General features: G+C 64.6%; 17 protein-coding genes. 3 read left to right on the top strand and 14 right to left on the bottom strand.

All coding sequences use genetic code 11. The annotated features are described in order from the left end of the window. Positions 1 to 124: 124 nt before the first annotated feature. The 9 genes from V5B39_RS16760 to V5B39_RS16720 form a co-directional block, all read right to left on the bottom strand. Positions 125 to 1,144, bottom strand: a complete 1,020-nt coding sequence (locus V5B39_RS16760; RefSeq protein ID WP_332344010.1) for a caspase family protein — start codon at positions 1,142 to 1,144, stop codon at positions 125 to 127. A 185-nt stretch (positions 1,145 to 1,329) separates the two neighbouring features. Continuing rightward, a complete protein-coding gene (locus tag V5B39_RS16755) occupies positions 1,330 to 1,977 on the bottom strand; it encodes a zinc ribbon domain-containing protein (protein ID WP_332344009.1) in 648 nt (215 codons plus the stop codon). A 151-nt stretch (positions 1,978 to 2,128) separates the two neighbouring features. Then, on the bottom strand, positions 2,129 to 3,034 hold the full coding sequence (gene fdhD / locus V5B39_RS16750) for a formate dehydrogenase accessory sulfurtransferase FdhD (protein ID WP_332344008.1): 906 nt from the start codon (positions 3,032 to 3,034) through the stop codon (positions 2,129 to 2,131). A 271-nt stretch (positions 3,035 to 3,305) separates the two neighbouring features. Then, positions 3,306 to 6,083: a formate dehydrogenase subunit alpha gene (gene fdhF / locus V5B39_RS16745; RefSeq protein ID WP_332344007.1), complete on the bottom strand. Its 2,778-nt coding sequence runs from the start codon at positions 6,081 to 6,083 to the stop codon at positions 3,306 to 3,308. Then, on the bottom strand, positions 6,076 to 7,776 hold the full coding sequence (locus tag V5B39_RS16740; RefSeq protein WP_332344006.1) for an NADH-ubiquinone oxidoreductase-F iron-sulfur binding region domain-containing protein: 1,701 nt from the start codon (positions 7,774 to 7,776) through the stop codon (positions 6,076 to 6,078). Before V5B39_RS16740 ends, fdhF begins: the two co-directional genes overlap by 8 nt. 151 nt (positions 7,777 to 7,927) lie before the next feature. Continuing rightward, positions 7,928 to 8,416, bottom strand: a complete 489-nt coding sequence (locus tag V5B39_RS16735) for a DUF4440 domain-containing protein (protein ID WP_332344005.1) — start codon at positions 8,414 to 8,416, stop codon at positions 7,928 to 7,930. Between the two features lie 394 nt (positions 8,417 to 8,810). Further along, a complete protein-coding gene (locus tag V5B39_RS16730; RefSeq protein ID WP_332344004.1) occupies positions 8,811 to 10,880 on the bottom strand; it encodes a tetratricopeptide repeat-containing protein in 2,070 nt (689 codons plus the stop codon). A gap of 24 nt (positions 10,881 to 10,904) precedes the next feature. Further along, entirely contained in the window at positions 10,905 to 11,303 is a 399-nt protein-coding gene (locus V5B39_RS16725) for a hypothetical protein (RefSeq protein ID WP_332344003.1), read from the bottom strand. 83 nt (positions 11,304 to 11,386) lie between these two features. Then, on the bottom strand, positions 11,387 to 12,556 hold the full coding sequence (locus tag V5B39_RS16720; protein ID WP_332344002.1) for a patatin-like phospholipase family protein: 1,170 nt from the start codon (positions 12,554 to 12,556) through the stop codon (positions 11,387 to 11,389). A 292-nt stretch (positions 12,557 to 12,848) separates the two neighbouring features. Between V5B39_RS16720 and V5B39_RS16715 the strand changes: the two genes are divergently transcribed. Beyond that, positions 12,849 to 13,817, top strand: coding sequence for a ParB/Srx family N-terminal domain-containing protein (locus V5B39_RS16715; protein WP_332344001.1), 969 nt, complete (start codon positions 12,849 to 12,851; stop codon positions 13,815 to 13,817). Positions 13,818 to 14,561: 744 nt separating this feature from the next. After that, positions 14,562 to 16,190, top strand: coding sequence for a methyl-accepting chemotaxis protein (locus V5B39_RS16710; protein WP_434735711.1), 1,629 nt, complete (start codon positions 14,562 to 14,564; stop codon positions 16,188 to 16,190). Positions 16,191 to 16,520: 330 nt separating this feature from the next. Here the strand turns inward: V5B39_RS16710 and recG are convergent, their stop codons facing one another. Both recG and V5B39_RS16700 read right to left on the bottom strand, forming a co-directional pair. Further along, on the bottom strand, positions 16,521 to 18,572 hold the full coding sequence (gene recG / locus V5B39_RS16705) for an ATP-dependent DNA helicase RecG (RefSeq protein WP_332343999.1): 2,052 nt from the start codon (positions 18,570 to 18,572) through the stop codon (positions 16,521 to 16,523). Further along, complete coding sequence (locus tag V5B39_RS16700) at positions 18,572 to 18,955, bottom strand: RidA family protein (RefSeq protein WP_332343998.1); 384 nt, start codon at positions 18,953 to 18,955, stop codon at positions 18,572 to 18,574. Before V5B39_RS16700 ends, recG begins: the two co-directional genes overlap by 1 nt. A gap of 43 nt (positions 18,956 to 18,998) precedes the next feature. On the opposite strand from V5B39_RS16700, the gene V5B39_RS16695 reads away from it, so the two are divergent. After that, entirely contained in the window at positions 18,999 to 19,337 is a 339-nt protein-coding gene (locus V5B39_RS16695) for a tetratricopeptide repeat protein (protein ID WP_332343997.1), read from the top strand. 4 nt (positions 19,338 to 19,341) lie between these two features. Here the strand turns inward: V5B39_RS16695 and V5B39_RS16690 are convergent, their stop codons facing one another. The 3 genes from V5B39_RS16690 to V5B39_RS16680 are packed head-to-tail and all read right to left on the bottom strand — an operon-like array spanning position 19,342 to position 21,297. Then, positions 19,342 to 20,007, bottom strand: a complete 666-nt coding sequence (locus tag V5B39_RS16690; RefSeq protein WP_332343996.1) for an SPOR domain-containing protein — start codon at positions 20,005 to 20,007, stop codon at positions 19,342 to 19,344. Positions 20,008 to 20,023: 16 nt separating this feature from the next. Further along, positions 20,024 to 20,665 (bottom strand): DUF2802 domain-containing protein, encoded by a 642-nt coding sequence (locus V5B39_RS16685; protein WP_332343995.1) that lies wholly within the window; start codon positions 20,663 to 20,665, stop codon positions 20,024 to 20,026. Then, entirely contained in the window at positions 20,620 to 21,297 is a 678-nt protein-coding gene (locus tag V5B39_RS16680; protein WP_332343994.1) for a hypothetical protein, read from the bottom strand. The genes V5B39_RS16685 and V5B39_RS16680 overlap by 46 nt, the downstream gene beginning before the upstream one ends. Positions 21,298 to 22,059 lie beyond the last annotated feature (762 nt).

The raw sequence follows: 22,059 nt of genomic DNA, 5'->3' as shown, positions 1-22,059 counted from the left end.
TGGCACCAGATGAAGTACGAGTGGATGGCCTTCAAAGCCCGGAGCGCCGCGACGCTTGAGGCCGACGTCGACAAAATTTTGGCCGGCTTCGGCTCTGATTATCGGATGACTTTTTGCTGAGCGCTTAAACCTGATATTCGCAGGGACGAGTAGGGTCGAGCGCGGCCCAGAGGCTTTCCTCGAGGCTGGCGGTCGTCTGAAGGGTGACACTCCCGGCGTCAGGGATCAAGTAAAAACGGTCGGCCTGGATGTAGATCGCCGGCGTCTGCTCGTGTTTCACCTTTGCCGCCTGGTCCCTGACCCGTTGTCTGACATTCCTCACCACTTCGGCGACTTCGAGCCCAGGCTTGCGGATCTCGCGGATAAATTCGCGAGTGAACAGGCCATTGGGATCGCGGCCATCCTTGGCCAGACGGTCGAGCGCCTGCTGGCCAACGCCAGCGGAATAAACGACCACCATGCCATCCGGTGTGCCGGGCATGGCCAGGCCGCGCGTGCCGCCGACGCCGCGGCCGGCTCTGCGGGGAAAGGGATTGTCCCGACAGGCATCAATCACCAGCAGGCTGAACTTGGCTCCGCTCTGACCGATGCGCGCCATGATATCAGCATTGAGTTCGATGGCCTCGTCCGACAGCGCTGCGGGATCGGTGAGCGCGCCGATGTCGACGGGCAGCAGGTAGTTGTTGCCACCTTCCTGAACACCATGGCCAGCAAAGAAAAAAGCACCAACGCCACCATTGGCGATCCGCTGCACGAACTCGCGGACGGCGGCCTTCATGCCGCGCAGATCGACATCAAGTTTCTCGATGACATCGAAACCAAGCGAACGGTATTCCCGTGCCATAGTCCGGGCATCACCGACGGCGTTGTCGAGTCGATTGACGTGCTGATAGGCGTTGTTTCCCATCACCAAGGCAACACGGCGCTCTTGCACGGGCGCGGCAACAGTGCGCGTGGGGGTCGGGGTGGACTCGGCAAGCAAAGCAGGCTCGAGGGGAGTGGCCGATTTCAGGAACTCGCCAAGGGCATCGAAGGACTCAGGTTCGCCGGACTCGGCGTGCACGACGGGCATGCCGACGGAGAGAAACAGCACCGCCACCATCGTCCAGCGCACCAGGAGAGGGGGAAGAAGGGCGTACGGCATGTCTGGCAGATCCTTCTTGGCTTCGGCTGATGTTAATGTGAAAGTCGCGTCAGTGACTCACGAACCTCCCCCCGCCCGCAAGCGGGAGAAGAAAAGGGTCATGGCTTGCATGATCGGGGCTGCCTGCAACCGCCATGACCCTTGGGCGATGCGAGGTCGAACGCTGCCGAGCGGATGCAACAGACTCAGCCGCTCGTCCTGGCGCCGCATTCGGGGCAGAACTTCGCACCCGCTGGAATCCTCGTTCCGCAGGCACACACACCAGGGACACCAAGGCGCTGACCGCAGTCGGGGCAGAACTTCGCAGCGTGCGTTTCTGCTCCGCAGGCCGGACAGACGAGTTGCCGACTGCGCCCGACTTCGCGCTGACTGCCGTGGCGGACACCTTCGGCGACCGCGTTCTCCGTCGCACCCTGGACCTCGCCCTGATTGCGCGCAGCCTCGATCTCTACCTCGACGTCCGGCGCGCAGTTGTAGCACAGGCCGCTACCGGAGTTGAAGCAACGGTCGCAGACGTAAGCGTGACACTTGCCACAGCGGTGAAAATGCGCCTTGGCCTGCTCGATCGCACGCCGGAGTTCGCCATCGCGGGCTTCGCCGAAGCCATGCTGCGCAAGTCCATCGATCGCCGAACCAACGCTGCCGAGGACTCCGCCGAAAATGCTCGCCGCCTTGCCGACCCAGCCTGAAGCCTGACCGCTGCGATAGGGAGCAAACTCCGAGCGCCAGGTATCAGCGCAGCGCTCGCAGTAGAACTCGAACTGGAAACCTGCATCGACCCCCTGCGCGTGCGACAGGTCGTTGAAGTTTCTGGCGAACTGAATTTCGGCCATGTGTCTGTCCTCAAAATGTCGGTGCTCCGGTGTCTTGTACCGTCAGTGTTGCGATTTCACACCGGAATCAGCGTCCGTATCTTGATCCAGCGCAAAACTTGCACTGGCAGCACTGCTGGCAGTACGAGCACAAGCCTGGAAATGCATGTCGTCATGGTGTCGAATCGGTGGATCTTTCCCCGGATCGCTTGCTTCTGCCCTGTTCCGACGGATCGAAGCCATCGTCGCCCGTCGCCTTGGCGAAATCGGTGTCGTAGACCAGCCTTTCGCCGCCGGACAGGACGATGAAGCGCTGTCCCCTGGCACGCCCGATCAGCGTCAGTCCAGCGCGCCGGGCAAGGTCCACGCCCCAGGCCGTGAAACCCGAGCGCGACACCAGGATCGGGATCTCCATCTGAACCGTCTTGATCACCATTTCGCTGGTCAGGCGTCCGGTGGTATAGAAGATCTTGTCGCGGCCGCCGAGACCGTGGCGGTGCATGTAGCCAGCGATCTTGTCGACGGCGTTGTGCCGTCCGACATCCTCCATATAGACGAGTGGGCGGTCACGCTCGCAGAGGACGCAACCGTGAATCGCGCCGGCCTTCTGGTACAGGCTCGGTTGCCGGCCAATCTGTAGGAACAGGCTCTGCAGCCATGAGCAGCGTACCTCGGCGGCAGTGTCGAGGCGGATGTCGTCGAAGCGCTCCATGATGTCGCCAAAGATCGTCCCTTGCGCGCAGCCCGAGGTGCGAATCTTGCGCTGCAGCTTCCGCTCGTAGCTCGATTCGCTGCGCGTGCGAACGACCACCACGTCCAGTTCACTGTCATAATCCACGGCGGTGACCGCATCGTCGCCGGCAAGCATGTTCTGGTTGAGCAGAAAGCCCAGGGCCAGTAGCTCGGGGTGGTCGCCGATGGTCATCAGCGTGACCACCTCGGTACCGTTCAGATACAGGGTCAGCGGTCGCTCGACGACGACACTCAGCGCCACCGCCTGGCCGCGGTGGTCGCAGCCTTCGACGTGGCGTGTGAGTTCCGGATCGTCGGGGTCGGGCGCCAGCGCGAAGGGATTCATCAATGTGAAAGTCGCGTCAGCGACGCACGAATCTCCCCTCCCCACTTGCGGGGGGCGAAGGCGGGGTTTCGCGGAGCACTGCTCCGCGCCGCCGTAGCCGGCCCGCGATGCAGCGCGGGCCGTGGGATGGGTTGGGGGGCGAGATGGGGAATTCGCGGAGCCTGCTCCGCGCCCATCGAGCAATTCCGGCGTGCAAGCCGGAATGCGCCCTGCAAGGGAGGGAAACAGTCGTGACTTTCCTGATCGGGGGTGCCTGGACAAGCCATGACCGTCAGGCTCGCTCCAGGCGTACTGCACAGTACTTGAATTCGGGAATTTTGCCGAAGGGGTCGAGTACCGGGTTGGTCAGGCGGTTGGCGGCGGCTTCGTGGAAGCAGAATGGCAGCCACAATGATCCGGGTGCGACGGCGGGATCGGCGCGAGCCGTGGCTTCGATTGCACCGCGCCGGGTACTCAGGCGGACACGCTCGCCGTCGGCAATGCCCAGCCGACGCAGGTCCTCGTCACTGACGGTCACCACTGCTTCGGGTTCGAGGGCGTCAAGCGTGGCGCTGCGTCTGCTCATCGCGCCGGTATGCCAATGCTCCAGCAGGCGCCCGGTTGACAGGATCAGCGGATACTCCCCGGACGGCTGTTCGTCGGGCGGCAGCAGGGCGGCGGGAACGAAGCCGGCACGACCACTGGGCGTCGGGAAACCGTCCTCGAACACGACGTCGGCACCCGGCACGTCGGCACCGGCGCAGGGGTAGCTCACCGAACCCTCGCGCAAGAGGCGTTCGTGGCTGATGTTGGCCAGCGAGGGCATCGCCATGCGCATCTCGGAATAGATCGCTTGCGGGCTGTCGTAGCGCCAGTCGAGGTCGAGCCGGCGCGCCAGCTCCTGGATGATCCACCAATCGGGCCGTGTATCGCCGGGCAAGGGCAGAGCCTGCCGACCGAGCTGCACCTGGCGATTGGTGTTGGTCACGCTGCCCTCCTTCTCCGGCCAGGCCGACGCCGGCAGGACGACGTCGGCGTAGATCGCGGTTTCGGTGAGAAACAAATCCTGCACCACCAGATGTTCGAGAGACGCCAGCGCCTGCCGCGCATGCCCGAGGTCCGGGTCGGACATCGCCGGATTTTCTCCGAGGATGTACATGCCGCGGATGTCGCCGGCGGCAGCGGCGTTGATGATCTCGACCACGGTCAGCCCCGGCCGCGGATCGAGAGTCACGTTCCAGAGCTGCTCGAAACGTCGGCGATTGGCAGCCACCGAGACCGGCAGGTAGTCCGGCAGGACCATCGGGATCAGACCGGCGTCCGATGCGCCCTGAACGTTGTTCTGCCCGCGCAGCGGATGCAGACCGGTGCCCGGACGGCCGATGTGTCCGGTCATCAGCGCCAGAGCGATCAGGCAACGCGCGTTGTCGGTGCCATGCGCGTGCTGTGAAATCCCCATTCCCCAGAAGATCATCGACGCTTTCGAGCGGGCGTAGAGTCGCGCCACCGCGCGGATTTCGCTGGCCAGGATGCCGCAAACCGAGGCCATCGCTTCCGGGCTGAAAGCGGCAAGGTGCGTTCGCATCTCGGCAAAGCCGCTGGTATGGCGGGTGATATACGCCGGGTCGAACAGGCCCTCGTCGATGATCGTGTGCAGCAGCGCGTTGAGCAGCGCGACATCGGTACCGGGCCGGAACTGCAGCGTCTTGTCGGCAAAGCGCGCCAGACCATGGCGGCGCGGATCGATGACGATCAGGCGGGTGCCCTGACGTGCGGCGCGCTTGAAGAAAGTCGAGGCGACCGGGTGGTTGGATTCCGGATTGCAGCCGATCAGGATCGCCAGCTCGGCGTGGTCGATCTGCATGAACGACGCCGAGACGGCGCCGGAACCGACGCCTTCGATCAGGGCTGCCACCGACGAGGCATGGCAGAGGCGGGTGCAATGGTCGACGTTGTTGGTGCCAAAACCAGTGCGTACCAGTTTCTGGAACAGGTAGGCTTCCTCGTTGCTACACTTGGCCGAACCGAAACCGGCGAGTGCGCCGCCACCGTGCTGCTGGCGAATCGAGAGCAGCCCCGACGCGGCCCGCTGCAGCGCCTCTTCCCAGCTCGCTTCCCGAAAATGCGTGCCGGGCCTGGCCGGGTCGAAGGCTGCATCGGCGACCTTGGGCGCGTCATCGCGGCGGATCAGGGGTTGCAGCAAGCGCTGTGGCGAGTGCACATAGTCGAAGCCGAAGCGCCCCTTGACACACAGGCGCTCCCGATTGGCCGGCCCGTTGCGGCCGCTGACGGCGATGATCCGATCATGGCGAATCCGATAGTCGACCTGGCAGCCGACACCACAGTAAGGGCAGACGCTGGGAACGACGCGGTCGACGGTCTCACCTGCTCCGAGCAGGCCGCTGCCGTCGTCGGCAAGCATTGCGGTCGGCAGCAGTGCGCCGGTCGGGCAGGCCTGCACGCATTCGCCGCAACCGACACAGCTCGATCGGCCCATCGGGTCGTCGAGATCGAAAACGATTCTCGCTGCTGCGCCGCGACCAGCCATGCCGATCACGTCGTTTGCCTGGATGTCGCGGCAAGCCTGCAGACAGAGCTGGCAGTGGATGCAGGCGTCGAGCTGCACGCTCATCGCCGGGTGGCTGCGGTCGGCACAGGGAGTCGTCGCGCGTGGCGGAAAGCGGCTGGCGTGTACACCCGACTGCCCGGCCCAGTACCAGAACGCCGAGTTGCGGTCGTACGCCTGCGCGCGTGGCGGCTGTTCGGTGAGCAGCAGTTCGATCACCATGCGCCGGCTTTGTCGGGCACGCTCGGAAGTATCGCTGCGCACCTGCATCCCCTCGCTGACCTGGCGGCTGCAACTGGGGACGAGATTTCGCTCGCCATCGATCTCGACCATGCAGGCGCGGCAGTTGTTGCCCGGCTGATAGTCTGGCGCTGCGCGCGTACACAGATGAGGAATCGTCGTACCGGCGCGCCGAGCTGCCTGCCAGATGGTTTCACCGGGCAGCGCCGTCAACGGGCGGCCATCGAGAACGAAGCAAAGCTCTGCCGATCCGGTCTCAGCCATCGCCGTGACCTGTCATCAGATGCTGTGGCAGATAGCGCAACGCGGTCATGAGCGGATTCGGTGCCGCCTGGCCCAGGCCGCAGATCGACGCATCGCGCATCACCGTGGCCAGTTCATTGAGCAGATCCAGGTCCGGTTCGGGTGCGCGGAACATGGCCAGCATCTTCTCGGTGCCGACCCGACAGGGCGTACATTGGCCGCAACTCTCGTCGGCGAAGAACTCGAGCAGCGCCTGCACCGCCGCGCGCAGGTCATCATGATCGGAGAGAACGATCACTGCCGCCGAACCGATCAGGCAGCCGACCTTCTCGAGTTCGCCGAACTGCAGCGGCAGATCGGCCATGCTCGCCGGCAGAATCCCTCCCGAGGCACCGCCGGGCAGGTAGGCCAGCAGTTGATGACCCTCGGCCATGCCGCCGCAATAGTCGTCGATCAGGCGGCGCGCGCTGATTCCCGCCGGCGCCTGCTTGACCCCTGGTTCGCGCACCCGGCCAGAGACCGAGTAACTGCGCAGACCGGCAAAACCCTCGCTGCCCAGCGCGGCGAAGCGGGCGCCTCCACCGGCGACAATTCCCGGCACCAGCGCCAGCGTCTCGACATTGTTGACCAGGGTCGGCCGCCCGAAAAGGCCGGCCTCGGCGACGTAGGGCGGGCGCTGTCTCGGGTAGCCACGCTTGCCCTCGATCGACTCGATCAGCGCCGACTCCTCGCCGCAGATATAGGCGCCAGCGCCGCGGCGCAACTCGATGAAGCCCGCTTCGACCAGTTTCAGTCGTTCGAGCAAGGCGATTTCGCGGGTCAGAATGGCGTGCGCGGCCGGGTATTCGTCGCGCAGATAGATCCAGCAACGGGCAGCGCCAATGCAGGCGGCCGCCAGCAGCAGGCCTTCAAGGAACTGGTGTGGCTGCTGTTCCAGGATCAGGCGGTCCTTGAACGTTCCCGGCTCGCCCTCGTCGGCGTTGCAGACCAGGTAGCGCGGTGCTGGCGCATGGCTGACCAGCCGCCATTTTCGGGCACTCGGAAAGCCGGCGCCGCCCATCCCGCGCAGCCCCGCCGCTTCGACTTCGTCGAGGACCGTCCCGGTCGGCAAAACGCCGCTGCGCAGCGCCTGCAACGGCTGGTAGCCGCCGCGTGCGCGGTAGGCGTCGAAACTCTCGCTGACCACCGGGAGCGGTGTCAGGACCCCCGCCTCGATCAGGGCGAGCACCTCCGTGGTGCTCGCCCGATCGGCATGGCGCTTGCCGACCTGGACCACGGGCGCAAGGTCGCAGCGACCCATGCAGGGTGCCCGGAGCACTCTGGCGCGCAACGGCGGGAGCCATTCGCGCAGCGACGCCGTCAGTTGCAGCGCCCCCTGCAGTCGGCAAGCGAGGCCGTCGCAGACCCGAACCGCGAGCGCCGGCGCCGGATCGTCATCGTCACAAAGATCGAAATGGGCGTAGAAAGTGGCCGTCTCATAAACTTCGGCGACACCGATTCGCAACAGGTCGGCCAGCGCCACGAGGTCTCCCGCGCGCAGGCAGCCGTGCTCGTCCTGCAATCGATGCAGATGTTCCAGCAACAGGTCGCGGCGCAGGGGCAAGTCGGCCAGCAGCTTCACGACGGCATCACGCCGGTCGGCATCGACCCGTCGGCCCTGACGCTGCCCGTACCCCTTGCGCCGCCCTGCGACAGACTCCTGGTGACTGTTCATGCCCTGGTTTCCCGATTCGAAGTCGCAATAGTAACCGCCATGATACGCGGGTACGGGGATTCGACGATACGATTCGGGCAAGATGGGCACTGACGGCCAGCGCCGGCCGGCGGTATCTCCATTCACGGAAATCGCCGCAGGCCTCTCTGTACTATTTCTTCTCAGGCATGGCCGAGGAATGGTGGCTGGTAATCAACCACTCCGAACCATTCCAACGGTAGGTAAAACTATAGCGTCCGCTGACCGACGTTCCTGTCTTGGCAAACGTAAAGGTGTAAAGGCCCGCGTCAAGTGCAGTGTTACAACCGAGCTCAACGAATCGCAAGTCAATCTTTCCGGAAGGGCGATTCTCCAGAAAGTGGTGGAAGTAATCTTCCTTCTCGGCTGGCGTGAGACGTGGCTTGTTTGAAACTGTCGGCAAAAGAATTGAACGCTCTGCGTAGTTGGCGACCACCTTATGCGGATCACCCGTTAGCAAGGAGTGGTTCCAGCGATCAAACAGTGACTCAATTTCTGCCTTGGAAACTGCTTGGCAGTTCTCTGTGCGAGCGCCTTGTGCACTGTTCTGCGCGACTTGGTTTGAGGCGCAGCCTGCAAGTGCAGCGACAACAAAAAACAAACCAAACGATTTCGATTTCATAGAGCGCTCCTAATGTAGGTTAACGTGGAAGTCGCGTATCCGGCTCAGGAATCTCCCCTCCCCTCGCGGAGCAAAGGCCGGGTTTCGCGGGGCACTGCTTTGCGCCGCCGTAGCCGGCCCGCGATGCCGCGCGGGCCGTGGCAGGGGTCGGGGACTGGACCTGCCGTCGCGCAAGGCTGGGTAGTCCCATGGTCTCCAAGCAGCGCAATGGTAGCGCAAACCCCATACCGGTGTCTTCGACAGCCGCCAGGGAAGGCAGGGCAAATTGGTGATGACAGCCCACCGTCATTCCGGCGTCCGCCGGAATCCAGATTCGTTCATCTGATCAAAATCTTAAAGGAGCCGTTTGAGCAACGAACTGGATTCCGGATCAAAGAGTGGCATGGGTGGAGAGTCAGGGGCTGGGGGATAGGGATTGGGTAAAGGCCTGCAGGCTTCGTCCTGCGCTTTGGCCGTTGGCGGCGAGCAGTTGGCGGCTGTCGATCCACTCGATCGTGAAGGCGCCGGTTTCGCGCGCCTGGCGCACGACTTCGGCAACGCCACCGGTCGAGGAGTCGTTCTCGTCGCCGTCCCACAGGGCGAGCAGCGTGCGCGCGCTGCAGCGCCACGCCTGCGCCGAGCGGACGATCCAGCGGATTCCGCGCTGCCACAGTTCGGGGTTGCGTTCGTTGAGCCAGCGCGGCAGCTCGGGGCCGTCCTGCAGCACGCGGATCGCTTCGGCGTGCTGGCGGGCCAGCATGAGGAGGCGGTTGCGCCAGTCGTCGCGCTTGCCGAAAGCCAGCGCAGAAACGTTTTCGAGCGGCATCGGCAGGCAGAGTAGCGTCGGGATGCCGAGTTCGGCGCAGATTTCGTGCGCCAGGATGTCGGCGCCGGGAGCCGCCGAAGCGAGCAGCAGCAGCGGCCCGTGTTGTGCGCGCAGGCGCACGAGGTGCTCGCGCAGCAGCTTGCGCGCGGCCTGCTCGGCGTATGCCGGGAAGCGCGGCGGCCTGCGGCCGGTTTCGTCGATCTGATGGCCGGCGAAGAGCACGAGGTGCGGCGGCGCGGCCGCTGGCGGCTCGTCGCGGTGCAGCGCGGCGATCAGCGCTTCGGCGATCGCCGCGCGCAGGCCGATGGCCGCGAACAGTTGCAACTGGCCGATCGCCGCGCCGCGATAGAACGGTTCGAGGCCGAGCAGCGCGTGTTCGTAGTCGTCGAGCAGGATCGACGGATCGGCGCGCAGAGCGGCTTCATTGCCGGTCAGGAAGCGCAGGTCGGCGCGGCTGATGCGCGCCCAGCAGCGGTCGCTCTCGCTGCCGTGCGCGAGGCCGCGCTCGATCGCCGCGGCGACGACGTGGCGTAGCGTGCGCAGCTCGTCGTGCAGCTCGCCGCGCTGCCGCGCCGCCTCGCGCGCGCTGCGGAACATCGCCTGCCAACGCCTTTCGCCCGCCAGCGAGAGCAGCGTGTGGCCGACCTGCAGGCAGGCGATGCCGCAGTAGAACGAATTGAGATCGCGCCGGAACGACTCGCGGTAGGCCTGCCAGCTATCGAGCAACTGCCGCTTGCACGCGCGTGCGCGCCGCTCGCCGACGTCGGCGATTCCCTCGAAACCCCGGCGCCACAGCGTCTTGAGGTTGCGCCCGCGCAGCGCGAGCGCTTCGGCGCGCTCGCTGGCCGGCAGTTCAGGATGCTGCAGGACTTCGTCGAGCGCGCGTTCGGCGCGATCCATCAGCTCGGGCCTGCCGCTGCGCCGGTAGCTGCGCTCGTAGATGTTGGCCAGCGCGAAGCGCACGCCAGTCTGGCGGTCACCGAGGCGCAGCAGGCGTTCGAGGCTGTCGCGCGCAGCTTCGAAGTCTTCGATCGCCTGCTGGGCGAACGCGACCAGGCGCAGGCCGGGACGCTCGAAAGGCAGGTTGCGCAGCTCGTCGGCGAGCATCAGGAGCCAGCCGCGGTCGCGCGCGACTTTCGCGCGCTGCACTTCCTGCGCAAAGTCGTTCGGCACCGCGGCGTCGGACGGTGCTTCGGGCAGGTCGCGCAGCGCACGAAAAATCGGGCTGTCGGTTTCGCGTTCGCTCGTGGCGCCGCGGCGGATCGCCGCGACGAGTGCCGGCACGGCGTCGGCCGGGCGCTCGCACGAGTACGGCAGGTAGCGGAAGTCGCCGAGGTCGAAGGGCGTCCGGTCGGCCGATTCGCTGCACTTGAGGAGCACCGTGCGCTTCCTGCGCAGGGCGTGCCGCGCGCCGAGTTCGTAAAAGACGTTGGCGTTATGCACGCTGATGTCGCAGACGACGACGTCGGCCTGCAGGATCAGTCGGTACATGTCGTCATGGATGCTTCCCGAGTCGGGTATCTCGCCGGTCGTGCCGCCCTCGAAGTCGCATTGCGCCAGCGCCGGCGCGATCAGCTCGCGGTCTACGCGGTCGAAGTCGAATTCTTTCCCCGAGCTGTCGCGCTTGACGCCGAAACCGCGAATGACGAAATAGCGCATGGCACCCTCCTGCCTGTGAGCCGGTTATTCGTCGGGTTCGTAGAGGTGCGCGAACTTCCCGGCGCTGATCGCGTACGCGTCACCGCCGTCCTCGCGGTTGCTGACCAGCCAGTCGCCAGCTTCGTACGCCGTGTGGCCTTCCTGGGTCGCGACGCTGCCGGCACACGCGGCCTGTTCGGCCCAGACCGGCGTGCTCTTGACGTAGGCGCCGCAACCGACGCACCGGTAGGTGCGGGCAAACGTCCCGGCGTCGACGGTGTAGACGTCGCCACCATTGTCGACGAGCCAGTCGCCGGGCTTGGCGAATTGCTCGTTCCCCCACTTGCGGTAGCGCAGGCCCGGCGTTTCAAGGTTGAGCTGGACGGCGGCGACGGCCTGGTCGGCGCGGCGGCGGTAGCGACGGCGGGTGGCGGGAGCGTTCATCGGCAAGAAGTGGCAGGCAGGAGACAGGGGGTAGAGGGAATGGTGCACGAGGTGCGCGGGGTAGGCGCGGGGCAGGCGGGGAATTACCCAGCCGGCAGGTCGAAATGCGCGGGGAAGTCATGCGCCTGCACGTCGCGTGCGCCGGCGCGCGTTCCGAGCAGGTGCAGCACGTCCATGTTCTCCGGCGCGTCCATCTCGCTGAGCGAGGCGACGAGCTGGTCGTCGCGCAGCTCGGGAGCCAGCGCGCGCACCTGTTCGGCGGCCAGTTCAAGGTCGTAGCGCAGATAGGTCAGCAGCGGCGCGCCGGCGAGCAGGTCGTGGCGCAGGTCGCCGACTTCGCGGTCGATCGTGCGCGCGGTCGGGCTCGAGCTGAGCCACTGCAGCAGCGTCTGCTGCATCGTCGCGACGTCCTCCATCATCGCCAGCAGCGCCTGGATCGCCTGTCCGGCGGCGATTCCGACCTCGGCGACGGCAGGGTCGGGCCGGCCGGTGCCGAGCGAGACGAGCAGCAGCTTGTCGGCGCCGCTCGGCCAGCCGACGCGGTAGCCGTCGAGCGTGGCGACCATCAGCGCCTGCAGCGCCGGGTTGTTGTACGGGCTGACGCCGCCATCGACGAACAGGCCTTCCTGCCCGGGATTGCCCTGGCCAGCGGCGATCGTCAGCTTTTCAGGGTCGAAATACGACGGCGCAGCGGTCGAAGCGCGAACGACCTGCCACAGCGGGTAGTCGCCATTGCCGATGCGTCCCTTGCCGTCGCCATGGAAATAGCGGCCGCGCGGATTGTTCATCAGCGGCCACGGGCTGCCGGTGTCGAGCCGCTTGGTGACGACGACGAGGCCGGTCAGCAGGCGGTCACTGCCCAGGGTCGTTCCGGCGCCATAGACGCGCTGCAGTTCCTTGCTCAGCGTGCCGGCGTCGTATTTGGCGCGCAGCACGCCCTGGCGGAACAGGCTTTTCGCGAAGACCTTGCTGCCGAGCTGACGGTACTCGGTGAGCACTTCGGCAACGCGCATTCCCTTAGCCAGCGCGGCGGCGATGATCGCGCCGGTAGACGTGCCGGCGATCAGGTCGAAGTAGTGTGCCAGGCGAAAGTCGTCGCCGGCGCGATGCCGCTCGGCGAGCATCCGCTCGATGCGTTCGAGGATGCCCAGCGTCAGGATGCCGCGCAAGCCGCCGCCGTCGAGCGCGAGGATGCGCTTCGGCAGACCGTCGGCGGCAAGATGCTGGTCGCGGGTTCGGATCGTATAGCTCATGCGTTTTCTCCTGCACTCCTGAAGCAGGTTCATCGTGTCGCGAAACGTGGCAACCGCGATGCTGGCGGATGGCCCGGTTCGACCGGATGTGCATCGCGCTGGCCGGCCCGTCGCCGCTGCCCGGCGACGGGCCGGCCAGGCGTCCGTAATCATACCGCGGAACGGCACCACATCGAGCCCTTCCACGCCTTCGTCGAATTGACTTCGCCGGCTACGCCGCCGATACTGCGCGCGGGCGGCGGCAATGCCTACGGTGATTTGTTTCCCATTGGTTTAACAAAGGAGGAAAGAGATGCGCACAGTCACGATCATGCTTTCAGGATTGCTGGTGCTGGGCCTGGCGGGGACCGCCGAGGCCAAGAAAGGCAAGGACCAGGGGGATGCGGCCATCCCGCAATGCGGCAAGAATACCAGGGTCGCCCGGCCTAATGACGAGGGAATCATCACGCTCAAGGAAAAGAAGAAAAGAGGGTGCATCATCGACGTGAAAACGTTCCATCCGACGCAATCGGCAGTGGGAATGGATGCGGTCGAATGCAAGGCGGAAAAGATATCGAGCAAGGCCAAGGCAGGAAAACTCGACGACTATCTGCTCGCCGACAATCGCTGGGTTCCCATGGTGCGCGGGCCGGGTGGCGTCTTCTACCTGACCGACCACCACCATCTCTCCACCGCCGTCTGGAATGCCGACATCAAGGACAAGGACAAGAAGGTCTATGCATTCCTGATCGCCGACTGGTCGAACATGAAAGAAGACGCCTTCTGGCAGGAGATGATCAAACAGCACGATACCTGGCTGAAGGATCCTGCCGGCAATGACATCACGCCCAGCCAGCTTCCCAAGACCATCGGTGCCTTGCAGGACGACCCGCTGCGGACCCTTTCGGCCTGGGTGCGTGGAAGCTGTGGCTATGTCAAATGCGATCCTCCGGGAGCCGCCAAGGATGACGACGAACTGAGCTGCGCGGACAAGTTTCCGAACGTGACCTGTGCCGACGCCTATTTCCTCGAGTTCAAGTGGGGCGCCTATCTGGGCAGCGTCCAGGAGGTCAGGGAGGCTCTGGCGGGAGAGGCGTCTTGCTCGCAACAAACCCCCCTGAACACGCAGTGCCTCGACAATCAGTATGACAAGCTCAGCAAGGCGCTGCCTGCGGCGATGAATGCAGCGGCAGCCCCCGCGGCGCAAAAAGCAGTAGGCGACGGCGCCGGCTACAATCCCGCGGTGCAGACCGGCGTTGCGCAGCCCAAACACTGCAAGTAGCCACACCACAGTCCGGGCGTGACTGCGCAGTAGCAGGCACGCCCGTCGCCACCGACGAGACGGCGAACCGGTACTGAAGACATCGAGGCTCCACTGGTCCGGAAAGGACTCTAGACCAGCCTCTCAGGAGATTTCCGTGAATAGGGGTACCACCTGCCGACTATGGCCGTATGCCCATCTTGACTGAATCCTATCGTGGCCCCCCCACCCCCGAACCGTTCGCGAACCGGCACGGCAGCGATTGAGCGACGGCTTCCTGCCATGGCTTCTTTACGGCCACAGCGCTCCTGTTCCCATCGGCGAACGTCCGATTGAAGTCGTCCTGGATGTCGTCGGGCAACTGACACTCAGCATGCCCATGACACCTTCTGTTGCTGGAAATTTCAACCACGACTGCCTGTGCAGGATTCTGTGAGCCGTGCACGACAGGCACGGCAAGGGCTTCTTTTCGGCAGCCCAGATGGATTTGCTCGAGCCGTGCGGCCAAGAGTCAAAAAATATCGAGATTAGGCTCAAGTTTGTTCTGCCGAACGCCGTAATGGAGATTATCCGTCTGCTCGGTGGCAGTACTTACCAGAAACCTCCTAAAAGCCTGGACTGACGGCAGCCTCTCAGTATTTATACCGATTCCGGCCGCACTGCAGGTCGCCTGCCCAGGGAAGCCCATGGGTTCGCCCCCTGCCGCGCGCGCCATTGAGTACAGGAGAAAGCTTCCCGATGGCAAATCCCATGGTATCAGTCGTCATGTTCAAGAACCTGAAAATCGGCGCTCGTCTCGGCCTTGGCTTCGGCATTGTGTTCATCCTGCTGCTCGTCATTTCGACCATTGCCTACACCCGTATCTACATGCTCGACGACGAGATCAGCAACATGGTCAAGGACCGATTCCCCAAGATCGTCATGACCTCCAACATCAACGAGCAGGTCCTGCTGATCGAACGTGTCATGCGTAACGCGCTCCTGGTCGCCAAGCCTGACGAGGTCCAGAAGGAACTCGACCGAATTCCGGAAGCGCGGAAAACGATCACCGATCGCTACGAGAAACTCGAGAAGGCGACACATTCCGAGGCCGGCAGGAAGGTGCTCGGCATCGCGGAGGAAAAGCGCAAGGCTTACGTTGCCGAGCTCAATCGCTTCATCGAGCTGGCGCAGTCCGGCAAGCGGGACGAAGCGATCGCACATCTGCTGGGATCGATGCGCACCGCTCAGCGTGACTACCTCGCGTCGATCAACGGAATGATGGCATTCCAGGAAGAGTCGATGAAAAAGGCCGGCGAGACGGCGGATCTGGCAGCCACACAGGCCGCGCAACTCGTGCTCGTGCTGACAATTGCCGCACTCATCGCCGGCATCGGCTGTGCCCTCTGGATCACGCGCTCGATCACCCGCCCGATCCATCAGGCGCTTGCCGCCGCCAACGCCCTCTCCGAAGGCGACCTGACGGTTCGGGTCGAAGCCCAGGGCCGGGACGAAGTCAGCCAGTTGATGTCGGCAATGCAGGCGATGACCGCCAGGCTCGGCGAGATCATCGGCGAAGTCCGTACCGCCGCCGACAACCTCGGCAATGCCTCGGGCCAGGTCTCGGCGACCGCTCAGTCGCTCTCGCAGTCGTCGAGCGAACAGGCCGCTTTGGTCGAGGAAACGACGGCCAGCATGGAACAGATGAGCGCGTCGATCGTCCAGAACACCGAGAACGCCAAAGTCACCGACGGCATGGCTTCGACCGCTTCGCGGCAGGCCCTCGAAGGCGGCGAAGCCGTCAGCAAAACCGTCGAAGCGATGAAGACCATCGCCGACAAGATCGGCATCGTCGACGATATCGCCTACCAGACCAACCTGCTGGCCCTGAATGCGGCCATCGAAGCCGCGCGCGCCGGCGAACACGGCAAGGGTTTCGCCGTCGTCGCCGCCGAGGTGAGAAAGTTGGCGGAACGCTCGCAGGTCGCCGCGCAGGAAATCGGCAATGTCGCCAAAGAGTCGGTGAAACTCGCCGAACGCGCCGGCTCGCTGCTCGGCGACATGGTGCCGTCGATCCAGAAGACCTCCGGTCTCGTGCAGGAGATCGCCGCCGCCTCGCAGGAGCAGCGTTCGGGCGTCGGCCAGATCAATGGCGCGATGGGGCAGCTCAACCAGGCGACGCAGCAGAATGCTTCGGCTTCCGAAGAACTCGCCGCCACCGCCGAGGAACTCGGCAGCCAGGCGGCGCAACTGCAGGAGCTGATGACTTTCTTCCGATTCGCCGAGCAGAACCACCGCGCCACCACGGCGCGCCGCGCCGCCCCGCCCGCCCGGCAGGCGATGCCGGCACGTTCCAGGGCACCGGCCCACGGCACCGCGCCGACGCCGGCCGAGCACGACTTCGAACGTTTCTGAGGAGGACTCCGGCCATGACCCCGATCACCCCACCCGGACGGCGACACCGGGCGTATCGTCGACAAACGCTCCTGCCTCGTTATCGTCGAAATCAGACGATCCTCCGAGGAGGAAGGGAAATGTTCACGAGGCATCGGATGCACGTGCAGATGGAGTTTGCCATCCTGCTGATGCTTGAAATTGGTTTTCCCCCGGCAGGAACCGGTAACGGCTTTCGCCGATGCCGATCCGACAAGGTCCAGAGGCAATCCGGACCACGCCCTCGATCACCGGCCTGTTTCCTCGATAATCCGGACCATCTTCCCCGGCGCGCGAGTGTGTGGGCCCGAGTCAGGCCTTCAACAACTCTTCCCGATTCCCCAGCCAGCGCCGCAAATGCTGCCTGGCGCGCCCAGGGTCAGCGCGCAACAGGTGCACGGCCAGGGCTTGCGACAATTCGACGAGATCGGCATCCCCTTCGAGGTCGGCATAGCGCAGCAGCGGCACACCCGACTGGCGGCTACCGACGAACTCGCCGGGACCGCGTAGATGCAGGTCCTGACGAGCAATCTCGAAGCCATCGGTGTTTTCGAAAATGATCTTCAAGCGCGCCCGTGCAGTCGGCGACAAGGGCTGCTGATAGAGCAGCACACAGACCGAATCGTGGCTGCCACGACCGACGCGGCCGCGCAACTGGTGGAGTTGCGAAAGTCCGAAGCGTTCGGCGTGTTCGATGACCATCAACGTAGCGTTGGCGACATCGACACCGACTTCGATGACGGTGGTCGCCACCAGAACATCGATTTCACCGGCAGCGAAGGCAGCCATCACCGCCGCCTTTTCATCACCGCGCAAACGGCCATGCACGAGACCGATGCGCAGATCGGGAAGTTCGGCACTGAGCGCTGCACAGGTTTCCAGCGCTGCCTGCAACTCCAGCTTCGCCGATTCCTCGACCAGCGGACAGACCCAGTAAGCCTGGCGTCCGCCGGCAATGACCGCGCGCACTGCGGCGATGACCTGCTCCCGGCGGCTGTCGGAAAACATTCGCGTCCTGATCGGTGAGCGTCCCGGCGGCATTTCGTCAATCACCGAAACGTCCAGGTCGGCGTAGTAGCTCATCGCCAGCGTGCGCGGAATCGGCGTCGCGGACATCATCAACTGGTGCGGATTGCCGCCCTTGCGCCGCAACTCGAGCCGCTGCACGACGCCGAAGCGGTGCTGCTCGTCTACGATGGCGAGGCCGAGACGGGCGAAATCGATTCGCTCCTGAATCAGCGCATGTGTTCCGACGATCAGTTGCGCGCTCGTCGCGGCCTGTAACTGCTTGGCTTGCTTGATGCTCTTCCTGAGACTGCCCGTCAGCCAGACCACTTCGACCCCCAGAGGTTCGAGCCAGGCCTGCAGCTTCAGGAAATGTTGCTCGGCGAGGATTTCGGTCGGCGCCATGAACGCGGCCTGATAACCCGCCTCGATGGCCTGACAAGCCGCCAGCGCCGCAACGATGGTCTTGCCACAGCCGACATCCCCCTGCAGCAGACGCTGCATCGGGTAAGGCGCGGCCAGGTCGCTGGCAATCTCGGCCACGACACGCCGCTGCGCCGCGGTCAGCGCAAAGGGCAGTGAGGCCTCGAAACGGTGGCCCAGCCGGCCGGCGCCGGCCAGCACCGGCGCACCCTTGTGCCGGCGCGCCAGGTAGGCACGGCGCAGCGAAAGCTGCTGCGCCAGCAGTTCATCAAACTTGATTCGCCGCCAGGCGGGGTGACTGCGGGTCTGCAGGGCCACTTCCGAAGCCTCGGGCGGTGGCGCGTGCAACAGGGTCACGGCGGTGCCAAAGGGCAGCAGGGAATGACGCTTGCACCAGTCGGGGTCGAGCAGTTCGGCGAGGTCGGCGCTGTCCAGCGCGCGCGCGATGAGCCGGCGCAGGCTGGTCTGCGACAACCCGGCAGTGGTCGGGTAGACGGGGGTCAGGGAGTCGGGCAGTTTCTCGTCGCCGGCGAGGATGCGGTAACGGGGATGCACCATCTCGGGACCCAGAAAACCGGCCCGGATTTCGCCGAAAAGACGCAGCTTGAACCCGCATTTGCGCGCGTTCTCCAGCGCCCGCTGCTGGCTGCCGTAGAAGCTCAGGAAACGCAGATCGAGGACACTGCCATCAGCATGCGCATCGCAAACCCGGACCAGCAGTTGGCGACGCGGTGCCGGCCTGACCGAAAGATCGATGATCCGGACCTCGACCTGCACCGGCATCCCGCAGGGGGCATCGGCGATGGCGGTGATGCGCGTTTCGTCCTCGTAGCGCAGGGGCAGATGCAGGACGAGATCGTCGCGCCGATGCAAACCCAGCTTTTGCAGCCGGCTCCGGATGACTGGCGGCGCATCGATGGCGTCCGCTGTCGGCATCAGCCGTCGATGACCATCACCGCGTCGGCTTCAACCAGCGCGCCACGCGGCAGAGAGGCCACGCCAACCGCGGCACGAGCCGGAAAAGGCTCGGGAAAATAGCCACCCATCACCGAGTTGACCGTCGTGAAATGCGCCAGGTCGGTGAGAAAAACGTTGAGCTTGACGACATCGGCCAGCGAGCCGCCCGCCGCTTCCGCGACGGCCTTGAGATTGTCGAAAACACGCACGATCTGCGCGTCGATCCCGTCGACCATCTGCATGCTGGCCGGGTCAAGTCCGATCTGGCCGGAGAGATAGACAGTGTTGCCGACCTTGACCGCCTGCGAGTAGGTCCCTATCGCTGCGGGCGCGTGTGGGGTTGAAATGATCGTTCTGGCCATGCTGCTGTCCTTTACAATGGGGGCTTGAAAAAGGGGATCTTAAATGACGACAATGCTGATCGCCAATCTCGAAAAACTGCTTGGCGGCCCGCGTGACGGTGCCGTGCTACGTTATTCACTGGGCAACGAGTATCTCAAGACCGGCCACTTTGAACAAGCCGCAATCCACCTGCGCGCGGCGATCGAGAGCGACCCCCAGTATTCGGCGGCGTGGAAGCTGCTCGGGAAAGCCCTGAGCGAGGGCGGTCGCCAGGCCGAAGCCCTCGCGGCCTATGAACAAGGGATCGTCATTGCCGAAAGCCGAGGGGACATTCAGGCGGCCAGGGAGATGACCGTTTTTGCCCGGCGCCTGCGCCGTCAACTGCCCGCGTCGGAGAACTGACGCATCAAGGCCTGCTGACCTTGCCAACCGTGATCAGTCCGTCGACCCCGAGTCCCTTGATCTTCTGGCGCGCGACCTCGGCCTCGGCGCGCGTCCTGAAAGGGCCAAGCTGCAGACGCACCTCGATGCTGACAGGGATGCCTTCTGCGGCAAACTTTGCCTGCATCGCTTCGGCCTGACGTACATCCGGCACGACTCCGGACTGCACGACAAGCCCCGCCAGCAGGCGTGGCATCGGCGCAGCGGACGGTTCGGCCAGCGGCGCGCCTGCTTTTGCGGCCGCCGCGACATCGCCCGGAGGGCTCGCAGGCGACGATGGTTCCGCCGGTGGCAGCCACCTCTCAAGCGCCGCACCACTGGCCTGCGGCCCCGCCGCGAGAGGCTCGAATGGCGGCGTTTCGGCAGGCGATGGCGTGGCTTCGACAGGAGGTGACGGTCTTCTGACCGGTACCGGCTGGGTGAACTGCGGACCCACAGCCATCTCTTCCTCCTGCGAGCTCAGGTAATCGAGCACGATCAGCGTCACCAGCGCGGCTACGATCAAGAGCGCAGCAACGGCCATTTGCCGCCACAGTTGGCGCTTCAGATCGGCTTGCCCCAACCACACAGGTGTGACAACGGCAGGCGCAGCCAGGGTACGAGGCAAATTGTTGGCCGGTCGCTTCGCCACTTCCCGGGCTCCGCGGCTAAACACCCTCGTAGCGGTTGCGCGCCAGCGCCACCACCAGATCCGCCTCGGCACGGGCAATGCCGCAATGATGGGCGATGGTGGTCGCATCATGCCCCTGGATCGCCATCTGCATCGCATCGTTGTAAAGCGGCGCCGCCGCCGGCGCCGACCCGGTCGATTGCCTGCTCTGTTGCCGAAAGTCCTCGCGCGCGGCCAACACTTCAGTGCGCAACTCGTCCACCTCGCAGCGCAACTGATAGACTTCGCGCTGCAAGGAATCGATCCACGCTTGCCCAGGCATTCCTGCTGGCGGCTCGTTCCAGGCGAATTCCGGCGGCGCCGGCTCGGCACCTGCCGGCGCGTCGGGTGCGGCAACGGACGCGCCTCCGCTGGGCGGGAGCGCGCTGGGCGGGAGCGCAGTGACTGCCGCGACCGGATCGACCGTTGCCGCGGCTACCCCCTGCGCCGTCGCCGATTCCTGGACTGCCGCGTAAGCCGCTGCCTGCGCCGCCTGCGCCGCCAGTGGTGGCGACGCGATGACGCCGCGCTGCAGGCGCCGCATGCGCAGATAGAGGACGATGATGTAAGCGACCAGCAGCACGATGACCGCGATCAGGCCTTCGCGCCAACCCAGACTGCCCAGTAGATCGAGATCCATTGCACGCCTTCGTGACCCTGTCCGGCAGACATTATGCCAGACACTTGGCCCGCCTCAAGAACCATCTTTCCGCGCGGTGTGTAGAGGAATTCAGGGATCAAGCGATGCGGGAAGTCATGACGCGGCAAGCGAGTTTGGGCGAGTTTCCGATCGAAGCCCTCGTGCTCGATCCCAAATCGCGGGACGACAGCCCGAAACTGCTCGTCGGGCGGCCGTCCATCTCGGCGCCTCGCGAACTGTGAGACGAAGTCTTTGCGATCCTCGAGGAAGGGCTTCCCTGCCATGCTGATGGCAAGCTGGCCCGCAATGCCCTGGGGCGACCCGGCATGGAGCCGGGGACGATCCGGGTGCTGGGCGTCGTGCGTCTCGGGCTTGATGCGGACGACGACCGGTGACAGGAACTGGCCAATCAGCCCAAGACGTTGCGCCAGATGTTGGGGCCGGCTGACGGGTACGATCTGTCCAGGTACGAATGACAGACCCTGAAAGACAAGCTGCGGCGGTTCACGCCGGAGGTCCTCGGACGGATCGACGCCGTCGGGGTCCGCGCCGGTCACCGCCTGGTCAAAAAAAGCCCAGAAGAGGTCCTCAAAGGACGTGGTGACTCCTTTGGGGTCGAAACGGACGTTCATTGTCCGACCGACATCCCCCCTGCTGCATGACGCGATTCGCAAGACCCTCGAGTGCAGTGCAGAGGTCAGCGAGAAGCGGGGCTTGAAAGGGGGGCGACCAAGCCGCTACCACCGGCGGCCGTTCAAGAAATCGTCCAGCAAGACCCCACCGCTCAAACGTTCCCCGTCCCAGGACGAAGCCGTTCGCGAGGCCAGAAAAGCAGAGAGTCGAGACGCCCACCAAGGTGACCTGGCAGCGGCTGCCGTTTCTCGGCAACGCGCCGAGCAGACGCGGATCGAAGAGCTCGCCACGCCGAGTGTCTCGCTCTGTGATCTGGCGAGGCTCCGTTCGTTAGACGGCAACCGGACCCTTGCCGAACGTCAGATCGACCAGATTTGCCGTCGGGTGCTGGCAAGCGAAGTGATTCCACACCCCGAGAAAGTCTGCTCGATTTTCGACCCCCCCACGGAAGGGATCAGCCAAGGAAGGGCCGGGGTGCCCGTGGAACGGGGGGACTGCGGGTGAGCCTTCTCAAAGACCCACACGGTTTTATTCTTCACCCCCCAACCCTGGAAAAACAGACGGACGACCCCGTCGCGGTCCGCATGGTCGAGCAAAGCCAGGCGATCTTTCCCTCGCGGCGGGTCGTGAGCTTTGTCAGCAACGGAAGTAAATTGATACAGCGCAACGATTGAAAGTTGATACACCGAACTGAGAAGATCGGCGATTTTTTTGGGCGCCGATGATCACGAAGGAGGTGTATGTGGAAATTGAAGTATTGA

It is taken from the genome of Accumulibacter sp. (genome assembly GCF_036625275.1).
Lineage (GTDB): Bacteria > Pseudomonadota > Gammaproteobacteria > Burkholderiales > Rhodocyclaceae > Accumulibacter.
The sequence above is the reverse complement of the archived record's forward strand: the minus strand, read 5'-3'. Positions and strand labels throughout refer to the sequence as shown.

Coding starts and splice junctions, on each gene's coding strand:
- V5B39_RS16700 (WP_332343998.1), bottom strand. CDS start 18,955: ATGGCCAGAACGATCATTTCAACCCCACACGCGCCCGCAGCGATAGGG.
- V5B39_RS16715 (WP_332344001.1), top strand. CDS start 12,849: ATGCGCACAGTCACGATCATGCTTTCAGGATTGCTGGTGCTGGGCCTG.
- fdhD (WP_332344008.1), bottom strand. CDS start 3,034: ATGAATCCCTTCGCGCTGGCGCCCGACCCCGACGATCCGGAACTCACA.
- V5B39_RS16720 (WP_332344002.1), bottom strand. CDS start 12,556: ATGAGCTATACGATCCGAACCCGCGACCAGCATCTTGCCGCCGACGGT.
- V5B39_RS16735 (WP_332344005.1), bottom strand. CDS start 8,416: ATGAAATCGAAATCGTTTGGTTTGTTTTTTGTTGTCGCTGCACTTGCA.
- V5B39_RS16695 (WP_332343997.1), top strand. CDS start 18,999: ATGACGACAATGCTGATCGCCAATCTCGAAAAACTGCTTGGCGGCCCG.
- V5B39_RS16710 (WP_434735711.1), top strand. CDS start 14,562: ATGTTCAAGAACCTGAAAATCGGCGCTCGTCTCGGCCTTGGCTTCGGC.
- V5B39_RS16760 (WP_332344010.1), bottom strand. CDS start 1,144: ATGCCGTACGCCCTTCTTCCCCCTCTCCTGGTGCGCTGGACGATGGTG.
- recG (WP_332343999.1), bottom strand. CDS start 18,572: ATGCCGACAGCGGACGCCATCGATGCGCCGCCAGTCATCCGGAGCCGG.
- V5B39_RS16680 (WP_332343994.1), bottom strand. CDS start 21,297: ATGAACGTCCGTTTCGACCCCAAAGGAGTCACCACGTCCTTTGAGGAC.
- V5B39_RS16740 (WP_332344006.1), bottom strand. CDS start 7,776: ATGAACAGTCACCAGGAGTCTGTCGCAGGGCGGCGCAAGGGGTACGGG.
- V5B39_RS16730 (WP_332344004.1), bottom strand. CDS start 10,880: ATGCGCTATTTCGTCATTCGCGGTTTCGGCGTCAAGCGCGACAGCTCG.
- V5B39_RS16755 (WP_332344009.1), bottom strand. CDS start 1,977: ATGGCCGAAATTCAGTTCGCCAGAAACTTCAACGACCTGTCGCACGCG.
- V5B39_RS16725 (WP_332344003.1), bottom strand. CDS start 11,303: ATGAACGCTCCCGCCACCCGCCGTCGCTACCGCCGCCGCGCCGACCAG.
- V5B39_RS16685 (WP_332343995.1), bottom strand. CDS start 20,665: ATGGATCTCGATCTACTGGGCAGTCTGGGTTGGCGCGAAGGCCTGATC.
- fdhF (WP_332344007.1), bottom strand. CDS start 6,083: ATGGCTGAGACCGGATCGGCAGAGCTTTGCTTCGTTCTCGATGGCCGC.